This window comes from Streptomyces bicolor, from assembly GCF_000719285.1.
Taxonomy (GTDB): Bacteria; Actinomycetota; Actinomycetes; order Streptomycetales; family Streptomycetaceae; genus Streptomyces; species Streptomyces bicolor.
On record NZ_JOFS01000022.1, the window covers coordinates 49,735 to 70,299 of the forward strand.

At 72.3% G+C, this 20,565-nt stretch carries 21 protein-coding genes; 13 read left to right on the forward strand and 8 right to left on the reverse strand.

Annotation, left to right across the window (positions count from 1 at the left end; all coding sequences use genetic code 11):
- Nucleotides 1-61 precede the first annotated feature (61 nt).
- The 4 genes from IF78_RS0127500 (at nucleotide 62) to sigJ (ending at nucleotide 4,219) form a co-directional block, all read left to right on the forward strand.
- On the forward strand, nucleotides 62-1,087 hold the full coding sequence (locus tag IF78_RS0127500; protein ID WP_031485520.1) for a LacI family DNA-binding transcriptional regulator: 1,026 nt from the start codon (nucleotides 62-64) through the stop codon (nucleotides 1,085-1,087).
- 133 nt (nucleotides 1,088-1,220) lie between these two features.
- The gene (locus IF78_RS0127505) at nucleotides 1,221-2,522 is read left to right on the forward strand and encodes an alpha/beta fold hydrolase (RefSeq protein WP_031485522.1); all 1,302 of its coding nucleotides are present in this window, start codon (nucleotides 1,221-1,223) and stop codon (nucleotides 2,520-2,522) included.
- Between the two features lie 28 nt (nucleotides 2,523-2,550).
- Entirely contained in the window at nucleotides 2,551-3,294 is a 744-nt protein-coding gene (locus IF78_RS0127510) for a PIG-L deacetylase family protein (RefSeq protein WP_031485524.1), read from the forward strand.
- A gap of 22 nt (nucleotides 3,295-3,316) precedes the next feature.
- Nucleotides 3,317-4,219: an RNA polymerase sigma factor SigJ gene (gene sigJ / locus IF78_RS0127515; RefSeq protein ID WP_031485525.1), complete on the forward strand. Its 903-nt coding sequence runs from the start codon at nucleotides 3,317-3,319 to the stop codon at nucleotides 4,217-4,219.
- A 1-nt stretch (nucleotide 4,220) separates the two neighbouring features.
- Here sigJ and IF78_RS0127520 read toward each other — a convergent pair whose 3' ends face one another.
- Nucleotides 4,221-4,421, reverse strand: a complete 201-nt coding sequence (locus IF78_RS0127520) for a DUF5999 family protein (RefSeq protein WP_031485528.1) — start codon at nucleotides 4,419-4,421, stop codon at nucleotides 4,221-4,223.
- A gap of 160 nt (nucleotides 4,422-4,581) precedes the next feature.
- On the opposite strand from IF78_RS0127520, the gene IF78_RS0127525 reads away from it, so the two are divergent.
- Nucleotides 4,582-5,412: a pentapeptide repeat-containing protein gene (locus IF78_RS0127525; protein WP_031485530.1), complete on the forward strand. Its 831-nt coding sequence runs from the start codon at nucleotides 4,582-4,584 to the stop codon at nucleotides 5,410-5,412.
- On the opposite strand, the gene IF78_RS0127530 is transcribed toward IF78_RS0127525, so the two are convergent.
- Nucleotides 5,374-6,894, reverse strand: coding sequence for a cytochrome P450 (locus IF78_RS0127530; protein ID WP_031485532.1), 1,521 nt, complete (start codon nucleotides 6,892-6,894; stop codon nucleotides 5,374-5,376). The genes IF78_RS0127525 and IF78_RS0127530 overlap by 39 nt on opposite strands.
- 107 nt (nucleotides 6,895-7,001) lie before the next feature.
- On the opposite strand from IF78_RS0127530, the gene IF78_RS0127535 reads away from it, so the two are divergent.
- The gene (locus IF78_RS0127535) at nucleotides 7,002-7,610 is read left to right on the forward strand and encodes a TetR/AcrR family transcriptional regulator (protein ID WP_031485534.1); all 609 of its coding nucleotides are present in this window, start codon (nucleotides 7,002-7,004) and stop codon (nucleotides 7,608-7,610) included.
- A 104-nt stretch (nucleotides 7,611-7,714) separates the two neighbouring features.
- Nucleotides 7,715-8,440 (forward strand): DUF2470 domain-containing protein, encoded by a 726-nt coding sequence (locus tag IF78_RS0127540; RefSeq protein ID WP_031485536.1) that lies wholly within the window; start codon nucleotides 7,715-7,717, stop codon nucleotides 8,438-8,440.
- Here IF78_RS0127540 and IF78_RS0127545 read toward each other — a convergent pair.
- The 3 genes from IF78_RS0127545 to IF78_RS0127555 form a co-directional block, all read right to left on the reverse strand.
- On the reverse strand, nucleotides 8,408-9,628 hold the full coding sequence (locus tag IF78_RS0127545; protein WP_031485538.1) for a lactonase family protein: 1,221 nt from the start codon (nucleotides 9,626-9,628) through the stop codon (nucleotides 8,408-8,410). The genes IF78_RS0127540 and IF78_RS0127545 overlap by 33 nt on opposite strands.
- A 149-nt stretch (nucleotides 9,629-9,777) precedes the next feature.
- On the reverse strand, nucleotides 9,778-10,836 hold the full coding sequence (locus tag IF78_RS0127550) for a hypothetical protein (protein ID WP_031485540.1): 1,059 nt from the start codon (nucleotides 10,834-10,836) through the stop codon (nucleotides 9,778-9,780).
- A gap of 45 nt (nucleotides 10,837-10,881) precedes the next feature.
- A complete protein-coding gene (locus tag IF78_RS0127555) occupies nucleotides 10,882-12,135 on the reverse strand; it encodes an FUSC family protein (RefSeq protein ID WP_031485542.1) in 1,254 nt (417 codons plus the stop codon).
- 302 nt (nucleotides 12,136-12,437) lie between these two features.
- Here IF78_RS0127555 and IF78_RS0127560 point away from each other — a divergent pair, with 302 nt between their 5' ends.
- Nucleotides 12,438-13,775 (forward strand): erythromycin esterase family protein, encoded by a 1,338-nt coding sequence (locus IF78_RS0127560; RefSeq protein ID WP_031485544.1) that lies wholly within the window; start codon nucleotides 12,438-12,440, stop codon nucleotides 13,773-13,775.
- A 14-nt stretch (nucleotides 13,776-13,789) separates the two neighbouring features.
- Here IF78_RS0127560 and IF78_RS0127565 read toward each other — a convergent pair whose 3' ends face one another.
- Nucleotides 13,790-14,284 (reverse strand): FBP domain-containing protein, encoded by a 495-nt coding sequence (locus tag IF78_RS0127565; RefSeq protein WP_031485545.1) that lies wholly within the window; start codon nucleotides 14,282-14,284, stop codon nucleotides 13,790-13,792.
- A gap of 92 nt (nucleotides 14,285-14,376) precedes the next feature.
- Here IF78_RS0127565 and IF78_RS0127570 point away from each other — a divergent pair, with 92 nt between their 5' ends.
- From IF78_RS0127570 to IF78_RS0127590, 5 genes are all read left to right on the forward strand, one after another.
- Nucleotides 14,377-15,300, forward strand: a complete 924-nt coding sequence (locus IF78_RS0127570; RefSeq protein ID WP_031485547.1) for a DUF3626 domain-containing protein — start codon at nucleotides 14,377-14,379, stop codon at nucleotides 15,298-15,300.
- 153 nt (nucleotides 15,301-15,453) lie between these two features.
- Nucleotides 15,454-15,594, forward strand: a complete 141-nt coding sequence (locus tag IF78_RS48960) for a hypothetical protein (protein ID WP_167348333.1) — start codon at nucleotides 15,454-15,456, stop codon at nucleotides 15,592-15,594.
- 24 nt (nucleotides 15,595-15,618) lie between these two features.
- A complete protein-coding gene (locus IF78_RS0127580; protein ID WP_031485548.1) occupies nucleotides 15,619-16,581 on the forward strand; it encodes a phosphotransferase family protein in 963 nt (320 codons plus the stop codon).
- A 56-nt stretch (nucleotides 16,582-16,637) separates the two neighbouring features.
- The gene (locus IF78_RS0127585; protein WP_031485549.1) at nucleotides 16,638-17,930 is read left to right on the forward strand and encodes an ROK family transcriptional regulator; all 1,293 of its coding nucleotides are present in this window, start codon (nucleotides 16,638-16,640) and stop codon (nucleotides 17,928-17,930) included.
- 62 nt (nucleotides 17,931-17,992) lie between these two features.
- Nucleotides 17,993-18,232, forward strand: coding sequence for a hypothetical protein (locus IF78_RS0127590; RefSeq protein WP_031485550.1), 240 nt, complete (start codon nucleotides 17,993-17,995; stop codon nucleotides 18,230-18,232).
- Nucleotides 18,233-18,251: 19 nt separating this feature from the next.
- On the opposite strand, the gene IF78_RS0127595 is transcribed toward IF78_RS0127590, so the two are convergent.
- Together IF78_RS0127595 and IF78_RS0127600 are read right to left on the reverse strand one after the other, a co-directional pair.
- The gene (locus IF78_RS0127595; protein WP_031485551.1) at nucleotides 18,252-19,280 is read right to left on the reverse strand and encodes an SDR family oxidoreductase; all 1,029 of its coding nucleotides are present in this window, start codon (nucleotides 19,278-19,280) and stop codon (nucleotides 18,252-18,254) included.
- Nucleotides 19,281-19,356: 76 nt separating this feature from the next.
- Nucleotides 19,357-20,319 (reverse strand): SDR family NAD(P)-dependent oxidoreductase, encoded by a 963-nt coding sequence (locus tag IF78_RS0127600; protein ID WP_031485553.1) that lies wholly within the window; start codon nucleotides 20,317-20,319, stop codon nucleotides 19,357-19,359.
- Nucleotides 20,320-20,565 lie beyond the last annotated feature (246 nt).

The following is a 20,565-nucleotide window of genomic DNA, read 5'->3' on the forward strand; positions in this document are numbered from 1 at the left end:
ACGGTAATGTGCCCTGCGCCGCCCCACGCTGCAACAACGTCTCTCTGGAGGTCCCTGACCGATGACCCAGTCGGTGGGTATCAAGGACGTCGCCCGCGCCGCCGGAGTCTCCGTCGGAACGGTCTCGAACGTCATCAACCGTCCGGACACGGTCGCGACGGAGACCCGCGCGCGCGTGCAGTCCGCGATAGACCGGCTGGGCTATGTCCGCAGTGAGTCCGCGCGCCAGCTGCGCGCGGGCCGCAGCCGGATCATGGGGTTGCTCGTGCTCGACATGGGCAACCCCTTCTTCGTGGACGTGGCGCGCGGCGCCGAGCGGGCCGCGCGCGAGGCCGGGCTCGGCGTGATGGTCTGCAACAGCGGGCAGAGCGCGAGCGAGGAGGCCGACTACCTGTCGCTCTTCGCCGAGCAGCGGGTGAGGGGCGTGCTGCTGACCCCGGCCGACGCCACCGGCCGCAACATCGAGACGTTCCGGCGGCACAACATCCCCTTCGTCCTGGTCGACCGGGTCGCCGAGGGCACCACCGAGTGCTCGGTCTCCGTCGACGACGTCGCGGGCGGCGCGCTCGCGGTACGTCACCTCGTCGACGCCGGGCACCGCTCCATCGCGTACGTCAGCGGCCCGCCCGGCCTCAACCAGGTCCGCGACCGCCGCACCGGCGCCCTGAACGCGCTCGAGGAGGCCGGCCTCGGCCCCGAGAACCTGCGCGAACTGCCCACCGAACGGCTCGACGTCGCCGCGGGCCGGGACGCCGGCGCCCGCCTGCTCGGCCTCGCCGAGCGCCCCACCGCCGTCTTCTGCGCCAACGACCTGCTCGCCCTCGGCGTCCTGCAGGCCATGTACGCCGCCGGCGTCGGCGTCCCCGACGACCTCGCGATCGTCGGCTACGACGACATCGAGTTCGCCGCCGCCGCGGCCGTCCCCCTCACCTCCGTACGGCAGCCCGCGGTCACCATGGGCACCCTCGCGGCGGAGATGCTCCTGGAGGAGACGGAGGAGGAGACCGGCGCGAAGAAGCACGAGCACCGGCGGGTCGTCCTCCAGCCCGAGCTGGTGGTACGCCGGTCCAGCCTGTCCGCCCGCTGACCCGGAGGAGGGCCGGCCTCCGGACCCGCTGATCCGCCATTCAGTACGATTTCATGATCCCGGGGCTCGGTTGGCGGACGAACATGTGCTGAACTGGGGCGCGGCCCGAAAACCCTCCGTCCCGGGAGCCCTGTTGACCGTCAGCTACCGCCAGCCCGGCGTCGTCCTCACCGACCGCCACTTCACCGTGCCCCTCGACCACGACGCCCCGACGGGGGAGACGATCGAGCTCTACGCCCGTGAGGTCGTCGCGAGCGACAAGGCGCACCAGGACCTGCCGTGGCTGGTCTATCTCCAGGGCGGCCCCGGCTTCGGCGCGAACCGCTTCGTCGGCCAGGGCGCCTGGCTCGGCCGCGCGCTGAAGGAGTACCGCGTCCTGCTCCTCGACCAGCGCGGCACCGGCCACTCCACGCCCGCCAACCGCCAGACCCTCCCGCTGCGTGGCGCCCCCGCCCAACAGGCCGACTACCTCACGCACTTCCGCGCCGACTCGATCGTCCGCGACTGCGAGGCGATCCGCCGCGACGTCACCGGCGGCGCCCCCTGGACCGTCCTCGGCCAGAGCTTCGGCGGCTTCTGCACGGTCAACTACCTCTCCACCGCCCCCGAGGGCCTGACCGCCGCCGTCATCACCGGCGGCCTTCCCTCCCTCGACGCCCACGCCGACGACGTCTACCGCGCGGCCTACCCGCGCATCGAGCGCAAGGTCGCCGCGCACTACGTCCGTTACCCGCAGGACGTCGAGCGCGCCCGCCGTATCGCCGACCACCTCATCTCCAACGACGTGGTCCTGCCCAACGGCTACCGCCTCACCGCCGAGGCATTCCAGTCCCTCGGCATCGTCCTCGGCGGCAGCGAGGGCAGCCACCGTCTGCACTACCTCCTGGAGGACGCCTTCGTCCGCACCCCGCAGGGTCCGGCCCTCTCGGACGCGTTCCAGGAGGAGGTCCAGGGCCTGCTGTCGTACGCGAGCCACCCGCTGTACGCCCTCGTCCACGAGGCGATCTACGGCCAGGACGCCCGCCCCACCGCCTGGTCCGCCGAGCGCGTGCGCGCCGAGTTCCCGCAGTTCGACGCGGCCAAGACCCTCGCGGGCGACGGACCGCTGCTGTTCACCGGCGAGACCATCCACCCCTGGATGTTCGACTGCGACCCGGCCCTGCGCCCGCTGCGCGAGACCGCCGAACTCCTCGCCGCCCGCACCGACTGGACGCCCCTGTACGACTCCGCGCGCCTCGCCGCCAACGAGGTACCGGTCGCGGCGGCCGTCTACCACGACGACATGTACGTCGACACCGCCCACTCCCTGGCCACCGCCCGTGCCATCCGCGGCCTGCGCACCTGGGTCACCGACGAGTTCGAGCACGACGGTGTACGGGCCGGCGGCCCCCGTGTCCTGGACCGGCTGCTCGCCCTCACCCGTGACGAGGCGTGATGTCAGTGTCACGCGTTAGTGTGCGGGCATGACCGAGCCGACGATCACTCAGCTGAAGCCCATGCCCGACGACTGGCAGCGTGCGCTCGCCGTCGTCGCGCACCCGGACGACCTCGAGTACGGCTGCTCGGCGGCGATCGCCGCCTGGACCGACGCCGGCCGCGAGGTCGCCTACGTCCTCGCGTCGCGCGGCGAGGCCGGCATCGACACGCTCGACCCCGCGACGTGCGGCCCGCTGCGCGAGCGCGAGCAGCGGGCCAGCGCGGCGGTCGTGGGCGTGTCGGCGGTGGAGTTCCTCGACCACAAGGACGGCGTGATCGAGTACGGCACCGCGCTGCGCCGCGACATCGCCGCCGCCATCCGCCGGCACCGTCCCGAGCTGGTGATCACGCTCAACCACCGGGACACCTGGGGCGGCGTCGCCTGGAACACGCCGGACCATGTGGCGGTGGGCCGTGCCACGCTGGACGCGGCCGGTGACGCGGGCAACCGCTGGATCTTCCCCGAGCTCACCGAGCAGGGCCTCGAACCGTGGAACGGCGTCCGGTGGGTCGCCGTCGCCGGTTCCAGCACGCCCACGCACGCGGTGGACGCGACGCCCGGTCTGGAGCGCGCGGTGCGCTCGCTGCTCGAACACCGCGCGTACATCGAGGCGTTGACGGACGAGGATCCCGAGACGTACGTCCGCGGCTTCCTGACCCAGCACGCGGAAGCCATGGGGGAGCGGTTCGGCGGGAAACCCGCGGTGGCCTTCGAGCTGTTCAGCAGATGATTCAACAGACGAGGGGGAGCAGATGACGGGCACGCCGGCGCCGGCCGACCGGTTCGAGGAGCATCGCGGCCATCTGAAGGCCGTCGCCTACCGCATGCTGGGCTCCCTGTCCGAGGCGGACGACGCCGTCCAGGAGAGCTGGATCAAGCTCAGCCGCACGGACCCGGACGAGATCCAGAACCTCGGCGGCTGGCTGACCACGGTCACCGGCCGGGTCTGCCTGGACATGCTGCGCTCACGCACGAGACGGCATGAGGAACCGCTGGACGACACCTTCGTCCCGGACCCGGTGATCCGGCCGCTGTCGCAGATCGACCCGGAACAGGAGGTGCTCCAGGCCGACTCGGTGGGCCTGGCCCTGCTGGTGGTGCTGGAGACGCTGGAGCCGGCCGAGCGGATCGCGTTTGTGCTGCACGACATGTTCGCGGTGCCCTTCGACGAGATCGCGCCGATCGTGGAACGCTCCTCGGCCGCGACCCGCCAGCTGGCCAGCCGCGCCCGGCGCAGGGTGCGGGGAGCCACGCCGTCTGCCGAGCCGGACCTCGGCAGACAGCGGCAGGTCCTCGACGCCTTCATGGCGGCGTCCCGCGCGGGGGACTTCGAGGCGCTGCTCGCGGTCCTCGACCCCGACGTCGTGCTGCGGGCCGACTCCGGGCCGCTGATCGGCGGAGTGGCGGCGTCCAAGGTGGTGCGCGGGGCGAAGCCCGTGGCCGAACAGGTGATGCTGTTCCGGCAGTTGGCGCAGCCCACGCAGTTCATCCGATTCGTGCTCGTCAACGGCACGGTCGGGATCCTCAACGCCCCCGAAGGGAAGCCGCAGTCGGTCATGGGCGTCACCATCTCCGACGGCCGGATCACCGAGATGTACATCCTGGCGGACCCCGAGCGGCTGGCCGGTCTCGACCTGACGGACCTCGCCGGCTGAGTCAGGCGGCGACGGCCAGCGGGCCGTGGACCCGGTGCGGGTCCACGGCCCGCCCGTCCGGCAGCAGCTCACCGGTGTCGTCGAAGACGATGGTGCCGTTGCACAGCAGGCTCCAGCCCTGTTCGGGGTGGGCCGACACGATCACGGCGGCGTGATGGTCCGGGCTCTCGGCGTTCGGGCACGGGGGCTGGTGGCTGCACATGACGTCTCTCCCGGATTGCTCGATGCGGGCGTGCTCCTGCTTTCGTCGGCTCGTCTATCAGTGGTAGCCGAGTTTGTTTTCCGCTGTATGAGAGGACCCCCACAGCGCCGGAAACGCGTCGGTGAGTTTTCGTTCCGGGCCGGACATTAGGCTGGACGTCATGCAAGATCACCCCGGCGACCTCATCGACCTGCGCGGAGACTGCGCGAACTGCTTCGGGCTGTGCTGCGTCGCCCTTCCCTTCGCCGCCTCCGCCGACTTCGCGGTCGACAAGGCGGCCGGGACGCCCTGCCGGAACCTCCAGGACGACCACCGCTGCGGCATCCACGCCCGGCTCCGGCAGAGCGGCTTCACCGGCTGCACGGTCTACGACTGCTTCGGCGCCGGACAGAAGGTCTCGCAGGTCACCTTCGCGGGCCAGGACTGGCGCAGGGGCTCACGCGACCACGCCCGCCGGATGTTCGACGTCTTCCCGGTCGTCCGCCAGCTCCACGAACTGCTCTGGTACCTGACCGAGGCCCTCACCCTGCCCGCCGCCCGCCCTCTGCACGCCGAGCTGCGCGGCCTCCTGGAGACGACCGAGGAGCTCACGCGCCGGTCCCCGGAGGAGCTCGGCGCACTGGACGTGGCAGCTCACCGTCAGGACGTCAACGCCCTCCTGCTGAGGACCAGCGAGCTGGCGCGGGCAGGCGTGCGCGGCCGCAAGAAGGACCGCCGGGGCGCGGACCTGATCGGCGCCCGGCTCAAGGGCGCCGACCTGCGCGGCGCGAACCTGCGCGGTGCCTACCTGATCGCCGCCGACTTGACCGGCGCCGACCTGCGCGGGGCGGACCTCATCGGCGCCGACCTGCGCGACACCGACCTCACCGACGCCGACCTGACCGGCGCCTTCTTCCTGACCCAGCCCCAGCTGAACGCGGCCCGGGGCAGTGCGGGCACCCGGCTGCCCGGCTCAGTCGGCCGCCCGGTGCACTGGACAGCGGAGGTCTGAGGGCGCGCCCTCAGCGGTGCCGGACGGGACGGGTGGTCCAGGCGCAGGCGTGGCCCGCCGTTCCAGGCCCAGCCGCAGCCCCTCCGGCATCAGCGTCAGTCGCTCCGTCACCCGGAGCCGATAGGCGGGGTCGCCGCGGAACTCGTACCGGCGCAGCAGCAGCCCCAGCACCAGCGTGGCCTCGTGCAGCGCGAACTGGCGCCCGATGCAGGCCCGCGCTCCCGTCCCGAACGGCTTGAAGGTGTGCGGCGGTCGCGTCCGCACGGCCCCCGCCTCGAAGCGGTCCGGGTCGAACCGCCCGGCGTCCGCGCCCCACACCTGTGGATCGCGGTGCAGCATCGCCGTGAGCACCAGCGCCCAGGCGCCCCGCCGCATGGGATGGACCCCGCCGAGCACGGTGTCCTCGCGGGCCTCCCGGGCGAAGGCGGGCGCCGTCGGCCACAGCCGCAGGGACTCGTCGAGTATGCGGCGCACATACCGCAACCTTGCCACCTGGTCGTACGCGGGCGCCTCCGCGTCGCCCCAGACACGGTCCACCTCGTCTCGGGCGCGGGCCGCGACGTCCGGATGGCGGGAGAGGTAGTGCAGGGCGAAGGACAGCGCCCCCGAGGTCGTCTCATGACCGGCGACCAGGAAGGTGATCACCTGTCGGCGGACGTTCTGCGCGGACAGTCGCTCGCCCGTCTCCGGGTGGGCCGTCTCCAGCATGCGGTCCAGCAGGTCCCCGTCGCCGGGACCGTTCGCCGTGCGGGCGCGGACCAGGTCGTCGACCGTGCGGTTGAGGTAGGCGATGTCGGCCTCGTTGCGGCGCGCGGATCGCCGTAGCAAGGAAGGCGCCGGTACGGAGTTCAGGCGCTGGGCGTAGGTGAGCGTGCCCACCATCGCCGTGACGAACGGGTGCGGCCGGTCCCGCTCGAAGGAGCCGAAGTCGTGCCCGAACCCGGTACGCGCGATGGTCTCCAGGGTCAGCTTGGTCATGTCGCCGGGCACGTCCACCGACCGGCCCGCCGCGAGCTCGCGGTCCCAGTGGGCCATGAGCCGGTCGGCGACGTCCAGCATCATCGGGTGGTAGCCCGCCATGGCCTCCCGGCTGAACCCCGGCGCGAGCACGTCGTGCGCCAACTGCCAGTTCGGCTCGTGGTTGTACGCCGTGAACAGGCCGTCCCCGGCGACCGGGCGCAGATTGGCGACCCCGAGCCCGACGTGCTTGGCGAAGCGGGACTCATCCGCCATGTCCGCCGTGAGATCGGCGCCCCACACGAACACGAACTCCCTGTTGAACGCCCTGCGCCGGAAGATCGGCCCCAACTGCCGGGCGTGTCGCAGGGAATCCTGGAGCGGCGTACGCCTGCTGGCGCCGAGCACATCGCCGAGCAGGGGGAGCCGGTGCGGAGGATGCGGTATGCGGTGCAGCTCCGGCCAGCCCTGCTCGGCGCTGCGGAATCCCTTCGGGAGTCCGTTCCCGGTCGTAGTCCCCACCATGACGCGATCTCCCTTGATCCAGCGGCAGGTTGAGCTCGTTGTACGTCGGTTCAATAACGCGCCCAGTCTGGTCCCGCTGTTGAATCCACGTCAAGTAAAGTGCGGGCATGGCCGCGAACCAGGGCGAGCGCGCACGCCGCAGGCTCAGCACCGAGGAGCGCCGCGAGCAGCTCCTCACCGTCGGGGCGAGGCTGTTCTCGGAGAGTCCGTACGACGACGTGTGGATCGAGCAGGTCGCCGAGATCGCAGGCGTTTCGCGAGGGTTGCTGTACCACTACTTCCCGACGAAGCGGGACTTCTTCGCGGCCGTCGTCGAGCGGGAGAGCGAGCGCATGCTGCGGATGACGGCCGCCGTGCCCGGGGTCCCGGTGCGCGAGCAACTCGCCGCGGGGCTCGATACCTATCTGGAGTATGTGCAGGCCCACGCCCACGGCTACCGCGCCTTCCATCGCGCCGACGCGGCCGGTGACCAGGCGGTGCGCAAGGTCTATCAGCGAGCCCTGGCCGCGCAGGAGAAGCAGATCCTGGCGGCGATGGCGGCGGATCCCGAGTTCGGCCCGGTCTTCGAGAAGCGGCCCGACGTCGGACTCGCCGTGCGGGGCTGGCTGGCGTTCACGACCGCCGTGTGTCTGGAGTGGCTGAGGGGTTCGGAGCTGTCCCGGGAGCAGGTGCGCGACCTGTGCGCCCGCGCTCTGCTGGGTGTCATCTCGGCCTGAACACCCCGGACGCCTCCAAAGAGATCGCACAGGATCGCGAGGGCTGGTTGGCGTGCGGCCCGATCTTCGATAGGTTAGGCAAGGCTTACCTAAGGAGGTATGGGATGGCTGACAGCCAAACCTGGGCGGCCGCGCCTTCCGCGGCGGAACGCGCCCGGTCGGTGCTCGCCGCCGCGTGGTCCTGCGCGGTGACCGCGGAAGGCTGCCGCGACGAGCTGGTCGGCGCGCACACCGTGACCGAGGACGGCCGCGTCCTGCTGGACGTGCCGGAGGACAGTGTGCTCGTCACGGCGGCGATCTGCGCCCCCCGCGGAGAGCCGTCCGCCGTCCTGGAGTTCGCCGACGTCGCGCCCGTGCCGGTGCGGGGGCGGATCCGTTCCCGGCTCTGGCTGTCCGGCTGGTTCGCCCCCGAGGAGGGCAGACTCGCCTTCCACGCGACGCGGGCGGTGCTGCGGCAGCCGTCCGGTGCCGTGGTCGTCGACCTCGAGGAGTTCGCCGCCGCCGCACCCGACCCGCTGTCCACCGCCGAGGCCCGGCTGCTCACCCACCTCGCCGACTGCCACCCGGACGCCGTCGAGCGGCTCACCCGCCTCGTCGACTCCGACAGCCTGCACGGCGCCGTCCGCGTCCAGCCCCTCGCCGTCGACCGGCACGGACTGACCCTGCGCATCGAGCGTGCCCGCGCCCAGGCCGACGTACGACTGCCGTTCCACCGGCCCGCCGACGACGTCGGACAGCTCACCGAGCGCATGCACATCCTGCTCGCCCAGGCCAGCGCCGCCTCCTGCCCCCGCGCCCTACAGCGGCAGCGCACAGACGGCGACGGGTGACGCGAACGGCTCGCCGGCCGGCCGCAGTTCACCGCTGTCCTCGTCGACCCGGAAGACGCTGACGGTGCTCGACCGCTGGTTCGCCGCGAACAGCAGCGTGCCCTCCGGCGAGAGGGCGATCTGCCGCGGGAAGTCCCCGAACACCGGCACCGTGTCGAGCAGCTTGAGCCGGGCGCCGTCCGCCTCCACCGCGTAGCGCGCGAGGCTGTTGTGGCCCCGGTTGGCGAGATAGGCGTAGCGGCCGTTCGGGGTCACCACGATCTGCGCGGGATAGCTGGTGCCGGAGCCCGTGCCCGTGTCCTGCTCCGCGCCGATGGTCAGCCTGCCCGTGCCTGGGTCGTACGTGCAGACAGTGACGCTGTTGTCGACCTCGTTGGCCAGATACGCGTACCGCCCGCCCGGGTGGAACGTCAGATGACGCGGGCCCGCCCCCGGCTCGGTCTGCGCCCGCGCGACCTCGGTCAGCGTGCCCGCCTTCTCGTCGAGGCGGTACGTGTACACCGTGTCGGTGCCCAGGTCGACGGCGAGCACATGGCGGCCGTCGGGGCTGGTGATGAACTGGTGGGCGTGCGGGCTCTCCTGGCCCGGCCCGGGCGCCGGACTGGAGTGCGTGACCAGGCCGGTGCGCTCACCGAGCGCGCCCGAGGCGTCGATCGGGTGCACGGCCACGCTTCCGGTGCCGTAGTTGGCGCTCAGCAGCCAGCGTCCGCTCGGATGCACCGACAGATGGCAGGGCGCCGCCCCGCCCGTGCTGCGGCTCCCCAGAACCTTTCGGTCGGCGACGCGCACGGCGGTCACGGCACCGTCCTCGCGCTCGTTGACCGCGTACAGCGTCCGGCCGTCCGGGTGCAGGGCCAGATACGAGGGATCGTCGACGCCGGTGATCGTCCCGGTGCCGGTGACACGGCCCGTGACCGGGTCGTACGTGGCGAGGCCGATGCCCTGGCCGCCGCCCTCGACGGAGGTGTAGGTGCCGAGGTAGAGGGGACGCGGGCCGGACGGCTCGCGGCTCTCGGTCCGGGCGCTCTGACGCGGGCCGGGTGTCGTCGCCTCGGAGGCCGCGCTGCCGGCCGTGTCCGCCGGCGCGGGCGCGTCGTCGCACGCCGTGGTCGCCGGGACCGTGACGCCGGCGGCCGACCCCGCGAGGGTTCCGACGAATCGGCGCCTGCTCAGCCCACCACTGCCCATGTCCACACCTCAGGTCGTCGGTCGTCGTGGTCGCGACAGCAACCTTGGCGTGGATCACCCGCCGAGCACAAGAAGAGCAACGAACGTTGCGCAGGGTGCAATACGACGGGGGTGGCTCTTTATGCCGGGACCTGAGCGCCTCGCGCCGCCTACCAGTCCCCGTCCTGCACCGGCTTGCCCGGCGCATCTTTCAGCGGCTTCACCTGGCCCGGCGTCGGCGCCTGCCACGGCTCGTGGTCGTCACCGAGCCAGTCACCGACCGGCTTCACCGCTTCCAGCGTGTCCGCGGGAGCGAGGTCCTCGGCGTCCTGGTCGTAGTAGTCGAACCAGGGCAGCCCCGCGCGCGTGTACGCGGCCCGGTCCACCGGCGACGGCGGGGGAGCCTCACCGGTGATGCGGCGCCACTCCGGAGGCGTCACCAGATGGACGAAGACCCGGCCGCCGGGGCGGTCCTCCCAGTCCGAGAGTGGGCGGTCGTCCTCGTAGACCTCCTGCCGCATCGAGCCGCCGACGCCCAGGCCCATCGCCGCGGCGGCCCGGGACCGCAGGCCCGCCGGAGCCGCGGCGGGCGCCGGGCCCGCGCCCTGGGGAGCCGGTGCCGCCATGGGTATCGCGGCACCGAAGCCACCGGACGGCGCGCCGGCCCACGCCGACTCGGCCCGGCGCCGCTCCTGCTCACGCCACTCGGCCAGCCGGGGCTCCTTCAGCGGGAACGACTGCAGCTGTACGCCGCCCCAGACCTCCTCGCCGGTGACCTGCCCCTCGACGGTCGCGCCCAGCCCCAGCGGCACCGCCACGAACTGGCGGACCGTGCCCTTCCCGGAGTTGATGCCGTCCAGCCAGGGCTGGCGGGGCAGCACGACGTAGTTCTGCGGTTTGCGGGACAGCCGGTCGCTCCACGGTTTCCCCGAGACCGCGCACACCTTGCCCACCCCGACCTGGAGGGCCGCCGGCTGCGTGGTGCCGCCGAAGCTGAGCCACATCGCCTCGCGCAGAAACACCGGCAGCATCACCCCGCCGTGCGCCCGCCACGCCTGCGGAACCGTGTCCGGGTGGTCCGCCACCCGCCGGATCGGGAACTCGCCGAGCCCCGGGGGCAGCGGATGCGTGCCCGACTCCGGCAGCCGCAGGGTACGGATGAACCGCACCGCCACACCGCCGGGCAGCCGCAGTGTGTTCCCGTCGATCCGCACGGTCGTGTCGGTCATCGGCCCGCTCCCTCGCTCCAGGCGCCGGCCCGGACCCGGCGTCCCCTACCGAGAACGTCCGCCCATCCCGGTCCGGTTCCGCCACAGCTGCTCCTGAACGCCCATGCGCTCGCGCAGCCGGGTCAGCCGCGGCATCCGCGCGCGCTGCTCCTGCGACACCCGGTCCAGCTCCTCCAGCAGGCGACGCGAGCGGTGCTCGGTGTCGAGCTCGTCGAGGATGCGGTTCACCTCGGTCAGGACGGCGCCGAGCAACTGCCAGTGCCGGCTCTCGCGCTCGGCCTCCTCGCGCAGCAGCAGGGCGAGCTTGTCGCGGGTGCCCGATGCCGTGCGCAACTCCGCGGACAGCCGGGTCTCCGCCGCGTCCGCGTTGCTGCTGACGTGGGTGGTGACCAGGACCGAGAAGCTGACGATCGCGTCGGCGATCTCGGACAGCAACTGGTCGACGACGGCGCCCGTCTCCTTCGCGAACAGCGGCTCCGGCTCACGCTCCTTCGCGAGGTCGGTGAACGTGCGGGCGAGCACCCGCAGCACGACCGTGCAGATCTCCAGCGTGTCCAGTCCGGTGCGCAGCACGACCCGGTGCAGCACGCTGTCGCGCACGCGTGGATTGAGCCGCAGACTGTCCTCGGCCTGCCTGAGCGCCGCGTCCACCTCGACGATGTCGTGGTCGAGCCGGCGCGCCTCGTGCAGCCGGGCCGCGGCCTGCTCGAACGGTTGGCGTCCGGCGGCCTCCTCACCGATGCGCAGCATCAACTGCCGCAGCCGGCGGGCCAGTCCCTCCAGCGACTCACCGGCCTCGTCCACCCACACCGGCGGCGCCAGGAGCAGATTGAAGCCGAGCCCGACCACCGCGCCGATCAGCGTCTCCAGGATCCGCGCCCACGCCGTGTCCCCGACGGTCGTGACGCCGAGGACCAGCATCGCGCTGATCGCCACTTCGGGTACGTACTCGTCGACCCGCACCAGATGGCCGACCGCCAGCGAGGCGACGATCAGCAGCGCCAGGCTCCACCAGGTCAGGCCGACCAGGAGGCTGAAGGCGATGGCGACCACGACGCCGGCCACCACGGAGTTCACCCGGCGGATGCCGTTGGTGAGCGTGGCGTACAGGGTGACCTGGACGACCAGCAGCGCGGTCAGGGGCGCGGTGAGCGGGGCCTGCTCCGGACTCAGGCGCAGCGCGATGACGTAGGCGATCGTCGCCGCGGCCGCCGACCGCAGCGTCTGGACCACCACGGGATCCCGGCGCAGCTTCCCGAGCCGCTCCTGGAACGCCGTTCCCTCACGTGCCTCTCGCATCCTTGCGCTGTTCCCTTTCCACAGATGCCTCCAACACACAGCTTGCGGACCGTAACGGTCCGCAAGAGACCCCAGAGTGATCGCAGCGGCGGGAGTACGGCAAGGGGGCGGTGTGGTGATCGTGGACACCCGCGCGCGGCCGGGCGGTCATCGGCCCGGGCCTGCGCTTCGATCGGCCGGATCCACGGCTCCGATCGGTCCGGGACTGAAGAAAACCCCCGCCGTCACCCCGAGGTTGTCCGCACCCGGGGACGGAGGACCGCCGTATGGTTCCCGTCCGCCCGGAGCGCAAGCCTTGGATCATGAATCGGCATCGGACCGGACTACTGCTGACCCTGTTCATCATCCTCGCCGCCCTGACGACCGGCATCCCGGCAACGGCGGCATCATCCTCCACTACGGTCGTCGAGTCACTGGACCGCGCCGCGCACCCGCTGAGGACCGTCGAACCGGGCGGCGACACCGGCGATCTGCGGCCCCTGGACCGGATGATCGGCCAGGCCCGGGTCGTCGGCCTGGGCGAGGCCACCCACGGCTCGCACGACTTCTTCGCCCTCAAGGACCGAGTCTTCCGCCACCTCGTCGAGGAGAAGGGCTTTCGCACCTTCGCCCTGGAGGCCCCCTGGAGCACGGGTGCGCGCCTCAACGACTACGTGGTGCACGGCAAGGGCGACCCCCGGCGCGTCATGCGCGAGGAGTTCCAGCGCGACTACCTGTGGTGGAACAACACGGACTATCTGCGGCTCGTCGAGTGGATGCGGGCGTACAACGTGCGGCATCCCGATGACCCCGTTCGCTTCATGGCCGACGACATCGCCTGGACCGGGCCCGAGCTGTACGACGCCGTCGAGGCGTACGCGGCCGGTGCCCGCCCCGAGCTGAGCGCCCGCCTCGCCGAGCTGTACCGCGGACTGCGGCCGACCGTGCAGACCGGCGCGTACATCGAGCAGTACCTGCGGCTGCCGTACGCCGAGCGTGAGGAGCGGGCGGAGCGCACGGGGGAGGCGCTTCGGCTGCTGGCGGGGCGGGCCCCTGGTTCCGACCGCCGCCAGGCGTACGACCTGGCCCTCCAGCAGGCGAGGGTGATTGACCAGACCGCCCGGCAGTACGCCTTCGACTTCGAGGACCCCGCGCAGATCGCCGCGGCCATGCGCTACCGCGACGGGGCGATGGCCGCCAACGTGGTGTGGTGGCAGCGGCACACCGGCACCAAGGTGCTGCTGTCGGCGCACAACAACCACGTCGGCTATGTGCCGGAGGAGCCCGCCGCGAACCCGAAGGTGCAGGGCGCGTTCCTGCGGGAGAGCCTCGGCGCGGGCTATGTGAGCGTCGGCCTGACCTTCGATCGCGGCTCCTTCAACGCCACTGGCCCGGACGACGAGCTCATCCGCCGCTGGACGCTGGGTCCGGCGGACCCGGCCGGCAACGAGCGGACCCTGGACCGGGTGCGGTACCGCGACCACCTGCTCGACCTGCGGTCCGTCGGAGCACCGGCCGACGGCTGGCTTCGGCGGGCACGGCCGACGCGGAGCATCGGCACCGCGTACCCGGACGGCCCGCACGACATCGCGCTCGCCCGCAACTACGACGTCCTGATCCATCTCCACCGAGTGGAGGCGTCGACGCTGCGGGACCGGTGAGGGCGCCGCCGCCCTCAGACGTACAGCTTGTCGAGGAACGCGGTGAGATTGCCGGTCGTCCGGGCGATCTGCTCCTCCAGCGTCAGGCTCTCCTCGAAACGGGCCCCGGAGTCCGGGACCTTCTTGCCGCGGACATAAAGGGAACAGGCGAGGTCGGTGCACATGTACACGCCGACCGAGTTGCCCTCGCGGCCCGCCGCACCCGCCTTGCGCGCGGTCATCAGGGAAACGCCACCGCCCAGATGCGTCGTCAGGCACAGGGAGCACATGCTGCGGTGCAGAAAGCCGCGCTGCGAGGAGGGGAAGCGGAGGGTGACGCCCATGAGGCGCCCCTCCCTCTCGGTCACCAGATAGCTGCGATCGGGCGCCCCCGGATCCCGCCAGCCGAGGAAGTCGAGATCGTCCCAAGGGCGTTCGTCGAGATCGCGGGGCACGGACAGGCGCTTGGCCTCTCCTTTCGAGCAGTTGATAAAGGAGTTGCGGATGTCCTGCTCGGTGAGTGACCTCATGGGAGTCTCCAAGGGCTTGCCGGTCGTTGATCGGTAGAACCTAGGGGCACTAGGTTAGGGCCTAGATTAGGCAGCAAGCTGAGGGGGAGCCAGTGAATTTCGGCCTCACCGGGTCACCACGGGCCGAGGCAGCACTGCGGCATGTCGCGGCCTCCGCCAAGGGGCCGGCCGTCGACCCCGACGGGCGCATGACCCTCAACTTCCACCCGGACCGGCTGGTGCGGGGCGTGCCGATCCTGCGCGCGCTGGCGGAGGACGGCGCCTACCACTCCCAGTTCGTCACCGGCACCAGCAACGGCGGCCTCACCGCCCACCCCGGAGGCGACCGCTGGCGCTGGGAGAGCCGGATCTTCGGCGGGGCCTACGACGACGCGACCGCACACGAGCGGCCCGTGTACGGCGCCCTGAACTTCCGGCGCCAAGTGGTCGGCGCCGCCCCGCGGTTCGGCTCCTCGCACTTCCGGCTGACCGGCGCGGCGCTCGCCCGCGCCACCTTCTGCTACCCCGACAGCGCCGCCGAACCGACCGACTTCGGAGTCGCCGCGGCCCAGCATCTCGTCGCGCTCGCCGAGGCCGACGAGCGGGACGCCCTCAACGACTACATCGAGGTACAGATCCACGGCGGGGTCGTCCTCGCCCGGGATGTGGAGGCTGTCGTTCTGGACGTCTGTTACCGCGGCACACCCGTCGAAACGGCGGCTCGCCTGCTGCCCTGCCCCGTCGAGTGGCACCCGGGCTACCGGCTCAGCGTGCCGGAACTGCGCCGCCACGCGGACTACCGCGGCCAGGAGTACGCCGACCTGGGCGCCCGGATCGCCGACGGCGACCGCATCGATCCGCGCGTCATCGGGGACGCCGCGCGCAGCGGGCGCCATGAGCTCCAGGACCTGAAGATGGTGTGGCACACGCTCGCCCGCTTCGGCGCCCCGGAAGGCGCGGGCACCGCCTGCTCCGGCTCGTCCGAGGCAGCCGGCGTCGGCGGCCACACGCCGGCGGCGAGCACGCCCAGCGCTTAGGCGCGGGTGACCAGTTCGGTACGGATCGCCGCGCCCCACCGTGCCGGCAGGCGACGTAGGTGGTGGTTGCCCGAACCACCGGTCGGCTCACCGCGCTCGCCGACGCCGACGCTTGCCCGCCCGAGCGCACGTCACTGGCGGGACGGTTCCCGGATGGCGCCGGGCGTGCGGGAGGCATTTCGTAGGCTGTACCGGGAGAGCACGCCCGGCGCGGACGGTGCGGCGGCCGGGCGGTGGCTCGACGGGTTGATCGCGGACGGCCGTTATGTGGAGGACGTGTACGCGGCCGGCTGACCGAAGGGGTGGGGTGGGCGCACGGTGACGGACTCCTGGGCACGGGCCCGGCAGGCTCTGGAGGCGGCGGGGATACCGCCGGGACACCTCGCCCACCTGCGGCCGATGTCGGGCGGCACGTACAACACGGTCGAGGAACTGCTGCTCACCGACGGCCGCCGGTATGTACTCAAGGTGCCGCCCGCGCCGACCGTCCCGGGCCTGACCCATGAGAGCGAACTCCTCGTGTCCGAGGCGGAGTTCTATCGTGCGGCGGCAACGGTGGACGTGCCCGCGCCGCGTGTCGTGGCCATGGGCAGCAACCTGCTGATGACCGCCTGCCCCGGCGATCCCTGGAACGGCTCGCTCACCGACACCGAACGGACCGCCCTGCGCGCCGAGCTGGGCCGGCAGGTCGCCCGTCTGCACACCGTGACCGGGCCCGGCTTCGGCTATCCGTCCGGTGCCCTCGGCCCGCTCGCCCCCGACTGGCGCACGGCGTTCACCGGGATGCTCGACGCCGTCCTCGACGACGCCCGCCGCTACGGCGCCCGGCTGCCGCGCCCCGCGGACGACATCGCGCGCACGCTCCGGGCCGGCTACGACGCGCTGGACGAGGTCACCGTCCCGTGTCTGGTCCACTTCGACCTGTGGCAGGGCAACATCCTGGTCGACCGTGCGTCGGGGGAGGCCCGGATCGGTGGCCTCATCGACGGCGAGCGCATGTTCTGGGGCGACCCGCTGGCCGACTTCGTCTCCCTGGCGCTGCTCGGGGACATCAAGACGGACGAGGCGTTCCTGGCGGGGTACCGGGAGCCCGGAGGGCGCGCCGACTTCGACGTACCGGCCCGCCTGCGCCTGGCCCTCTACCGCTGCTACCTCTACCTGATCATGCTCACGGAGACGATCCCGCGGGCGGTCGGCGCCGCACAGGAGCGCTGGGTCCAGGAGCGGGTCGCCCCGGAGCTCCTGGCAGGGCTGGCCGAGATCGAGGACCTCACGGCGTAGGTCACAATGAGGGCGGTTCGAACGGGGTGGAACAGAGCTGGTCCGAAGGGAGCCGCATGGCGGGGCGGAACGGGCGCACGGTACGGGACCTCCGGCGGGGAAACCGTACGGCCGTACTGCAGCGCCTCTACTTCGACGGTCCCCTCAGCCGCTTCGAACTCGGCCCGGCGACCGGGCTCAGCTCCGGTTCCGTCAGCAATGTCGTCGCCGAGCTGATCGCCGACGGCCTGGTCGAGGAGGCCGGCAGCGTCGACTCCGACGGCGGCCGCCCCCGCATCCTGCTGCGCGTGGCGCCCGGCAGCGGCCACATGATCGGCGTCGATGTCGGTGAGACCCGGGTACGGATCGGACTGTTCGACCTCACGCTCACCGAACTCGCCCGCACCGAACGGCCCTTGGCGCAGGCGCGGTACGAGGTGGACGGCATCGTCGGCCATGTGCGCGACGGCGTCGCCGAGGTGCTCGCGGGTGCCGGCATCGGACCCGAGCGGCTCCTCGGCGTCGGCGTCGGCGTCCCCGGCATCGTCGAACACACGCCGGGGACCGGTGCCGTGGTGCACGGGCAGACGATCGGCTGGGACGCGGTGCCGCTGGAGCGGCTCCTGCGCGACGGCTCCCAACTCCCCGACACCGTCCGGTACTTCATCGACAACGGCGCCAGGACCCTCGGCCAGGCCGAGATGTGGTTCGGCGGCGGCCGCGGCGCCCGCAGCGCGATCGTCGTGCTCTTCGGCTCCGGGGTCGGCGCCTGTCTGGTCACCCCCGAGGTGGAGCACGGGCGGGCGGTGGAGTGGGGCCATCTGACGGTACGGGTCAGGGGGCGCCGCTGCCGGTGCGGTGCGCTCGGCTGCCTGGAGGCGTACGCGGGCGCCGAGGCGCTGCTGGAACGCTGGCGCGAAGAGGCCGGCGGGAGCGGGCCGGAGGGCGCCGACGAGGAGACCGCGCTGGCGGCGATGCTGGCCGCCGCGTATCCCACCGAGGGCGATGCGGCCGACCCCGGGGCGCTCGCCGTACTGGAGGAGACGGCCGAGTACGTGGGCGCCGGTCTGTCCGACCTGATCAACCTCTTCCAGCCCGAGCGCATCCTGATCGGCGGCTGGGCGGGTCTCCAGCTCGGCGCCCGGTTCCTGCCCGCCGTACGCCGGCACGCGGCCGCGTACGCCCTGCGGCATCCGGCCCGGAAGGTCACCGTCGGCCTGGGCGGACTCGGCCCGGACGCGGTCACCGTCGGTGCCGCGATCCTGCCGCTGGCCGACTTCTTCGCACGCGGCGGCCGGCGCGCCGGTCCGGCGCCCGAGGATCCGTCGCCGGCCCGGGGCTCCGCCCTCATCGAGCCGGTGGCGCCGTGACGTTTCGCCGGTGGACCAGGCGGTACTCGCGGGACGCTCGGACGACGCCAGGGAGGTGCACCATGGCCGACAACGGTCGCGAGGCGCCGGACCGGACCGGCGAGCCGGTACCGAGGGACATGCCGGACCAGCAGACGGACACGGGAGAGGACCCGTGGGAGGTGCCGGTCGAGCCCGTGGACGACGCCACCGAAGCGGACGACGTCCCCGACACGGACGAGGCGGGCACGGGCCGACAGGGGGCGCCGCAGTCGGGCACGGTCCACCCGGAACACCCGGTACCCGAGGAACCGACCGGCTGAGACAGCTTCCTCGGCGGGGTCAGCCCACCTTGCGGCCCCGCATGGGTTCCGTCGGTGCCCCAGCGCCGTGCTGGAGGCCTTGCAGGAACTCCTCCAGCACCTCGGTCGCCTGGCGTTCCGGGCTCCAGCCCAGTTCCGTACGGGCGCGAGCGCAGTCCATCAGGGGCAGCCTGAGGACCGCGTCGAAGAGGTGCGGCGAGGCGGGCAGCAGGTGCAGCCCCCAGGCGGCGGCGATCGCCGAGCGGGCCGCCGTGCGCGGGAGGCGCAGCGGGCGGGCGCCGAACATCTCGCCCAGCACTTCGGCGTCGAGCGGTGGTTCCGCCGCGAGATTGAAGGCGCCACGGACGTCGGACTTCACGGCGAGGTGATACGCCCTGGCCGCGTCGTCGGTGTGCAGGGCCTGAACCCGCAGTCCCGGAATGTCGGGCAGGAACGGCAGCAGTTCGGGACGCGCCAGCGGCCCAGGCAGGAAGCGGCCGCCGAAGATGCGGCGCTGCTCGCTGGCCGACTCCCGTTTGAACAGGAAGGCCGGCCGCATCCGCACCACGCGGACCGAAGGGTGCAGGCCCTCGAAGGTGTCCAGAGTACGTTCCAGGTAGGCCTTCTCCCGGCAGTACGCGGCATCGGGCCAGCCGTGCGTGGGCCATGACTCGTCCACGGCGTCGTCCTTCGGGCCCGGCGAGTACGCGCCGACCGACGACGCGTGCACCAGCGTCGGCACCTTCGCCGCGGCCGCCGCCTCGAACACGCGGATGCCGCCCAGCACGTTCGTCCGCCAGGTCACCGCCGGATCGTGCGTGGGCTGGAACGCCCAGGCCAGGTGGATGACGGCGGTGGCGCCCTCGAAGAGTCCTGGCAGATCGGTCTGCTCGGAGGCCAGGTCGACAGTCGCCCAGTCCGTCTTCGGCGGCGACCACTCCGGAGCCCTGCGGGCCAGCCCCAGGACGGAACCGACCTCCGGATCCTCCGAGAGGAGTCGCACCACGCTCGTACCGACGTTCCCGGTGGCGCCGGTCACCACGATCCTGTGGTCCGGTTGGCTGCTCACCTGCGGCTCCTCTCGGGAAGGGGGACAGGGGCCTCCGGGTACCCGTTTCGAGGCGCTCGCACGCCCCGGACGCCTGCTACGCGGCGAACGCGTTCACGCCCGTCAGCCCGGCCGACAGCTCCCACAGGCGGGCCGCCTGCTCCGGGTCGACGGCCCAGTCCTTCACCCCGCGCATCGCACCGTCTGCCGGAGCGGGCTCCGCCACCTCGCAGTCCTGCAGGTACACGCCGCCCAGTCCGGCCAGCTGGGGCGAGGTCGCCGCCCAGACCTGCGTGGCCGCGCCCTGCCGCGGGTTCTTGAAGCCCTCGGGGTTCAGTGGGGTGCCGTTCTCGTCGATCCAGCCGCGCTCCACCATCTCCTCCTTGGCCATGTGCCGCTGGAGCGGCGTGAGGATGGCGCCGGGGTGCAGGGCGAAGGCGCGGACGCCGGAGCTCCTGCCGAGCCGGTCCAGGTGTACGGCGAACAGCACGTTCGCGGTCTTGGCCTGGCCGTACGCCGCCCATTTGTCGTAGCCCCGCTGCCAGTGGACGTCGTCCCAGCGCACGCCGGTCAGATGGTGTCCGCCTGAGGACACGGCGACGACCCGCGTGCCGCCCGGTACCAGGGCCGGCCACAGCCGGTTGACCAGGGCGAAGTGACCGAGGTGGTTGATCGCGAACTGGGCTTCCCAGCCGGGCCCGACCCGCGTCTGGGGGCACGCCATGACGCCGGCGCCGTTGATGACGAAGTCGGCGGTGCGGTGGGAGGCGAGGAACCTCTCAGCGAAGCCGCGGACGCTCTCCAGGTCGCCGAGGTCCAGCTCGTCCACCTCGACGCCGGGCACGCCCTCCAGTGCCGCACGCGCACTGTCCGGGCGGCGCGCGGGGACGACGACGCGGGCGCCGGCCCTGGTGAGGGCCCGGGTGGTCTCCAGACCGATGCCGGAGTAGCCGCCGGTGACGATCGCCAGCTTTCCGGTCAGGTCGATGCCCTCAAGGACGTCGTCGGCGGTGCTCGTCGCGTCGAAACCGGAGCCGATCTTGTGCTGTGCAGTGCTCATGTCGGGAACGCTACGAATTGGAGCGCTCTCGAAGTCAAGCGACCACTCGAGGTTCAGCGACAAAAGGAGAGCCCCGACCGGACGGGGGAGTTCCGATCGGGGCGGTCTGAGGTGTGGGCGCGGATGGCGGTCGCCTCTCGGCGAAAGGCTCCACAGGGCTTCAGCCGAACGATCGTCCCTGTGGGCAAAAGGTGAGGCCCGGGGACACTGTCCCATCCGCACCCACGGCTGGTTCAACGGGAAACT

Bases quoted from the DNA above. Each gene is read 5' to 3' on its own strand.
- IF78_RS0127500 (WP_031485520.1), top strand. From the start codon at position 62: ATGACCCAGTCGGTGGGTATCAAGGACGTCGCCCGCGCCGCCGGAGTC.
- IF78_RS0127510 (WP_031485524.1), top strand. From the start codon at position 2,551: ATGACCGAGCCGACGATCACTCAGCTGAAGCCCATGCCCGACGACTGG.
- sigJ (WP_031485525.1), top strand. From the start codon at position 3,317: ATGACGGGCACGCCGGCGCCGGCCGACCGGTTCGAGGAGCATCGCGGC.
- IF78_RS0127520 (WP_031485528.1), bottom strand. From the start codon at position 4,421: ATGTGCAGCCACCAGCCCCCGTGCCCGAACGCCGAGAGCCCGGACCAT.
- IF78_RS0127525 (WP_031485530.1), top strand. From the start codon at position 4,582: ATGCAAGATCACCCCGGCGACCTCATCGACCTGCGCGGAGACTGCGCG.
- IF78_RS0127530 (WP_031485532.1), bottom strand. From the start codon at position 6,894: ATGGTGGGGACTACGACCGGGAACGGACTCCCGAAGGGATTCCGCAGC.
- IF78_RS0127535 (WP_031485534.1), top strand. From the start codon at position 7,002: ATGGCCGCGAACCAGGGCGAGCGCGCACGCCGCAGGCTCAGCACCGAG.
- IF78_RS0127540 (WP_031485536.1), top strand. From the start codon at position 7,715: ATGGCTGACAGCCAAACCTGGGCGGCCGCGCCTTCCGCGGCGGAACGC.
- IF78_RS0127545 (WP_031485538.1), bottom strand. From the start codon at position 9,628: ATGGGCAGTGGTGGGCTGAGCAGGCGCCGATTCGTCGGAACCCTCGCG.
- IF78_RS0127550 (WP_031485540.1), bottom strand. From the start codon at position 10,836: ATGACCGACACGACCGTGCGGATCGACGGGAACACACTGCGGCTGCCC.
- IF78_RS0127555 (WP_031485542.1), bottom strand. From the start codon at position 12,135: ATGCGAGAGGCACGTGAGGGAACGGCGTTCCAGGAGCGGCTCGGGAAG.
- IF78_RS0127560 (WP_031485544.1), top strand. From the start codon at position 12,438: ATGAATCGGCATCGGACCGGACTACTGCTGACCCTGTTCATCATCCTC.
- IF78_RS0127565 (WP_031485545.1), bottom strand. From the start codon at position 14,284: ATGAGGTCACTCACCGAGCAGGACATCCGCAACTCCTTTATCAACTGC.
- IF78_RS48960 (WP_167348333.1), top strand. From the start codon at position 15,454: ATGGCGCCGGGCGTGCGGGAGGCATTTCGTAGGCTGTACCGGGAGAGC.
- IF78_RS0127585 (WP_031485549.1), top strand. From the start codon at position 16,638: ATGGCGGGGCGGAACGGGCGCACGGTACGGGACCTCCGGCGGGGAAAC.
- IF78_RS0127590 (WP_031485550.1), top strand. From the start codon at position 17,993: ATGGCCGACAACGGTCGCGAGGCGCCGGACCGGACCGGCGAGCCGGTA.
- IF78_RS0127600 (WP_031485553.1), bottom strand. From the start codon at position 20,319: ATGAGCACTGCACAGCACAAGATCGGCTCCGGTTTCGACGCGACGAGC.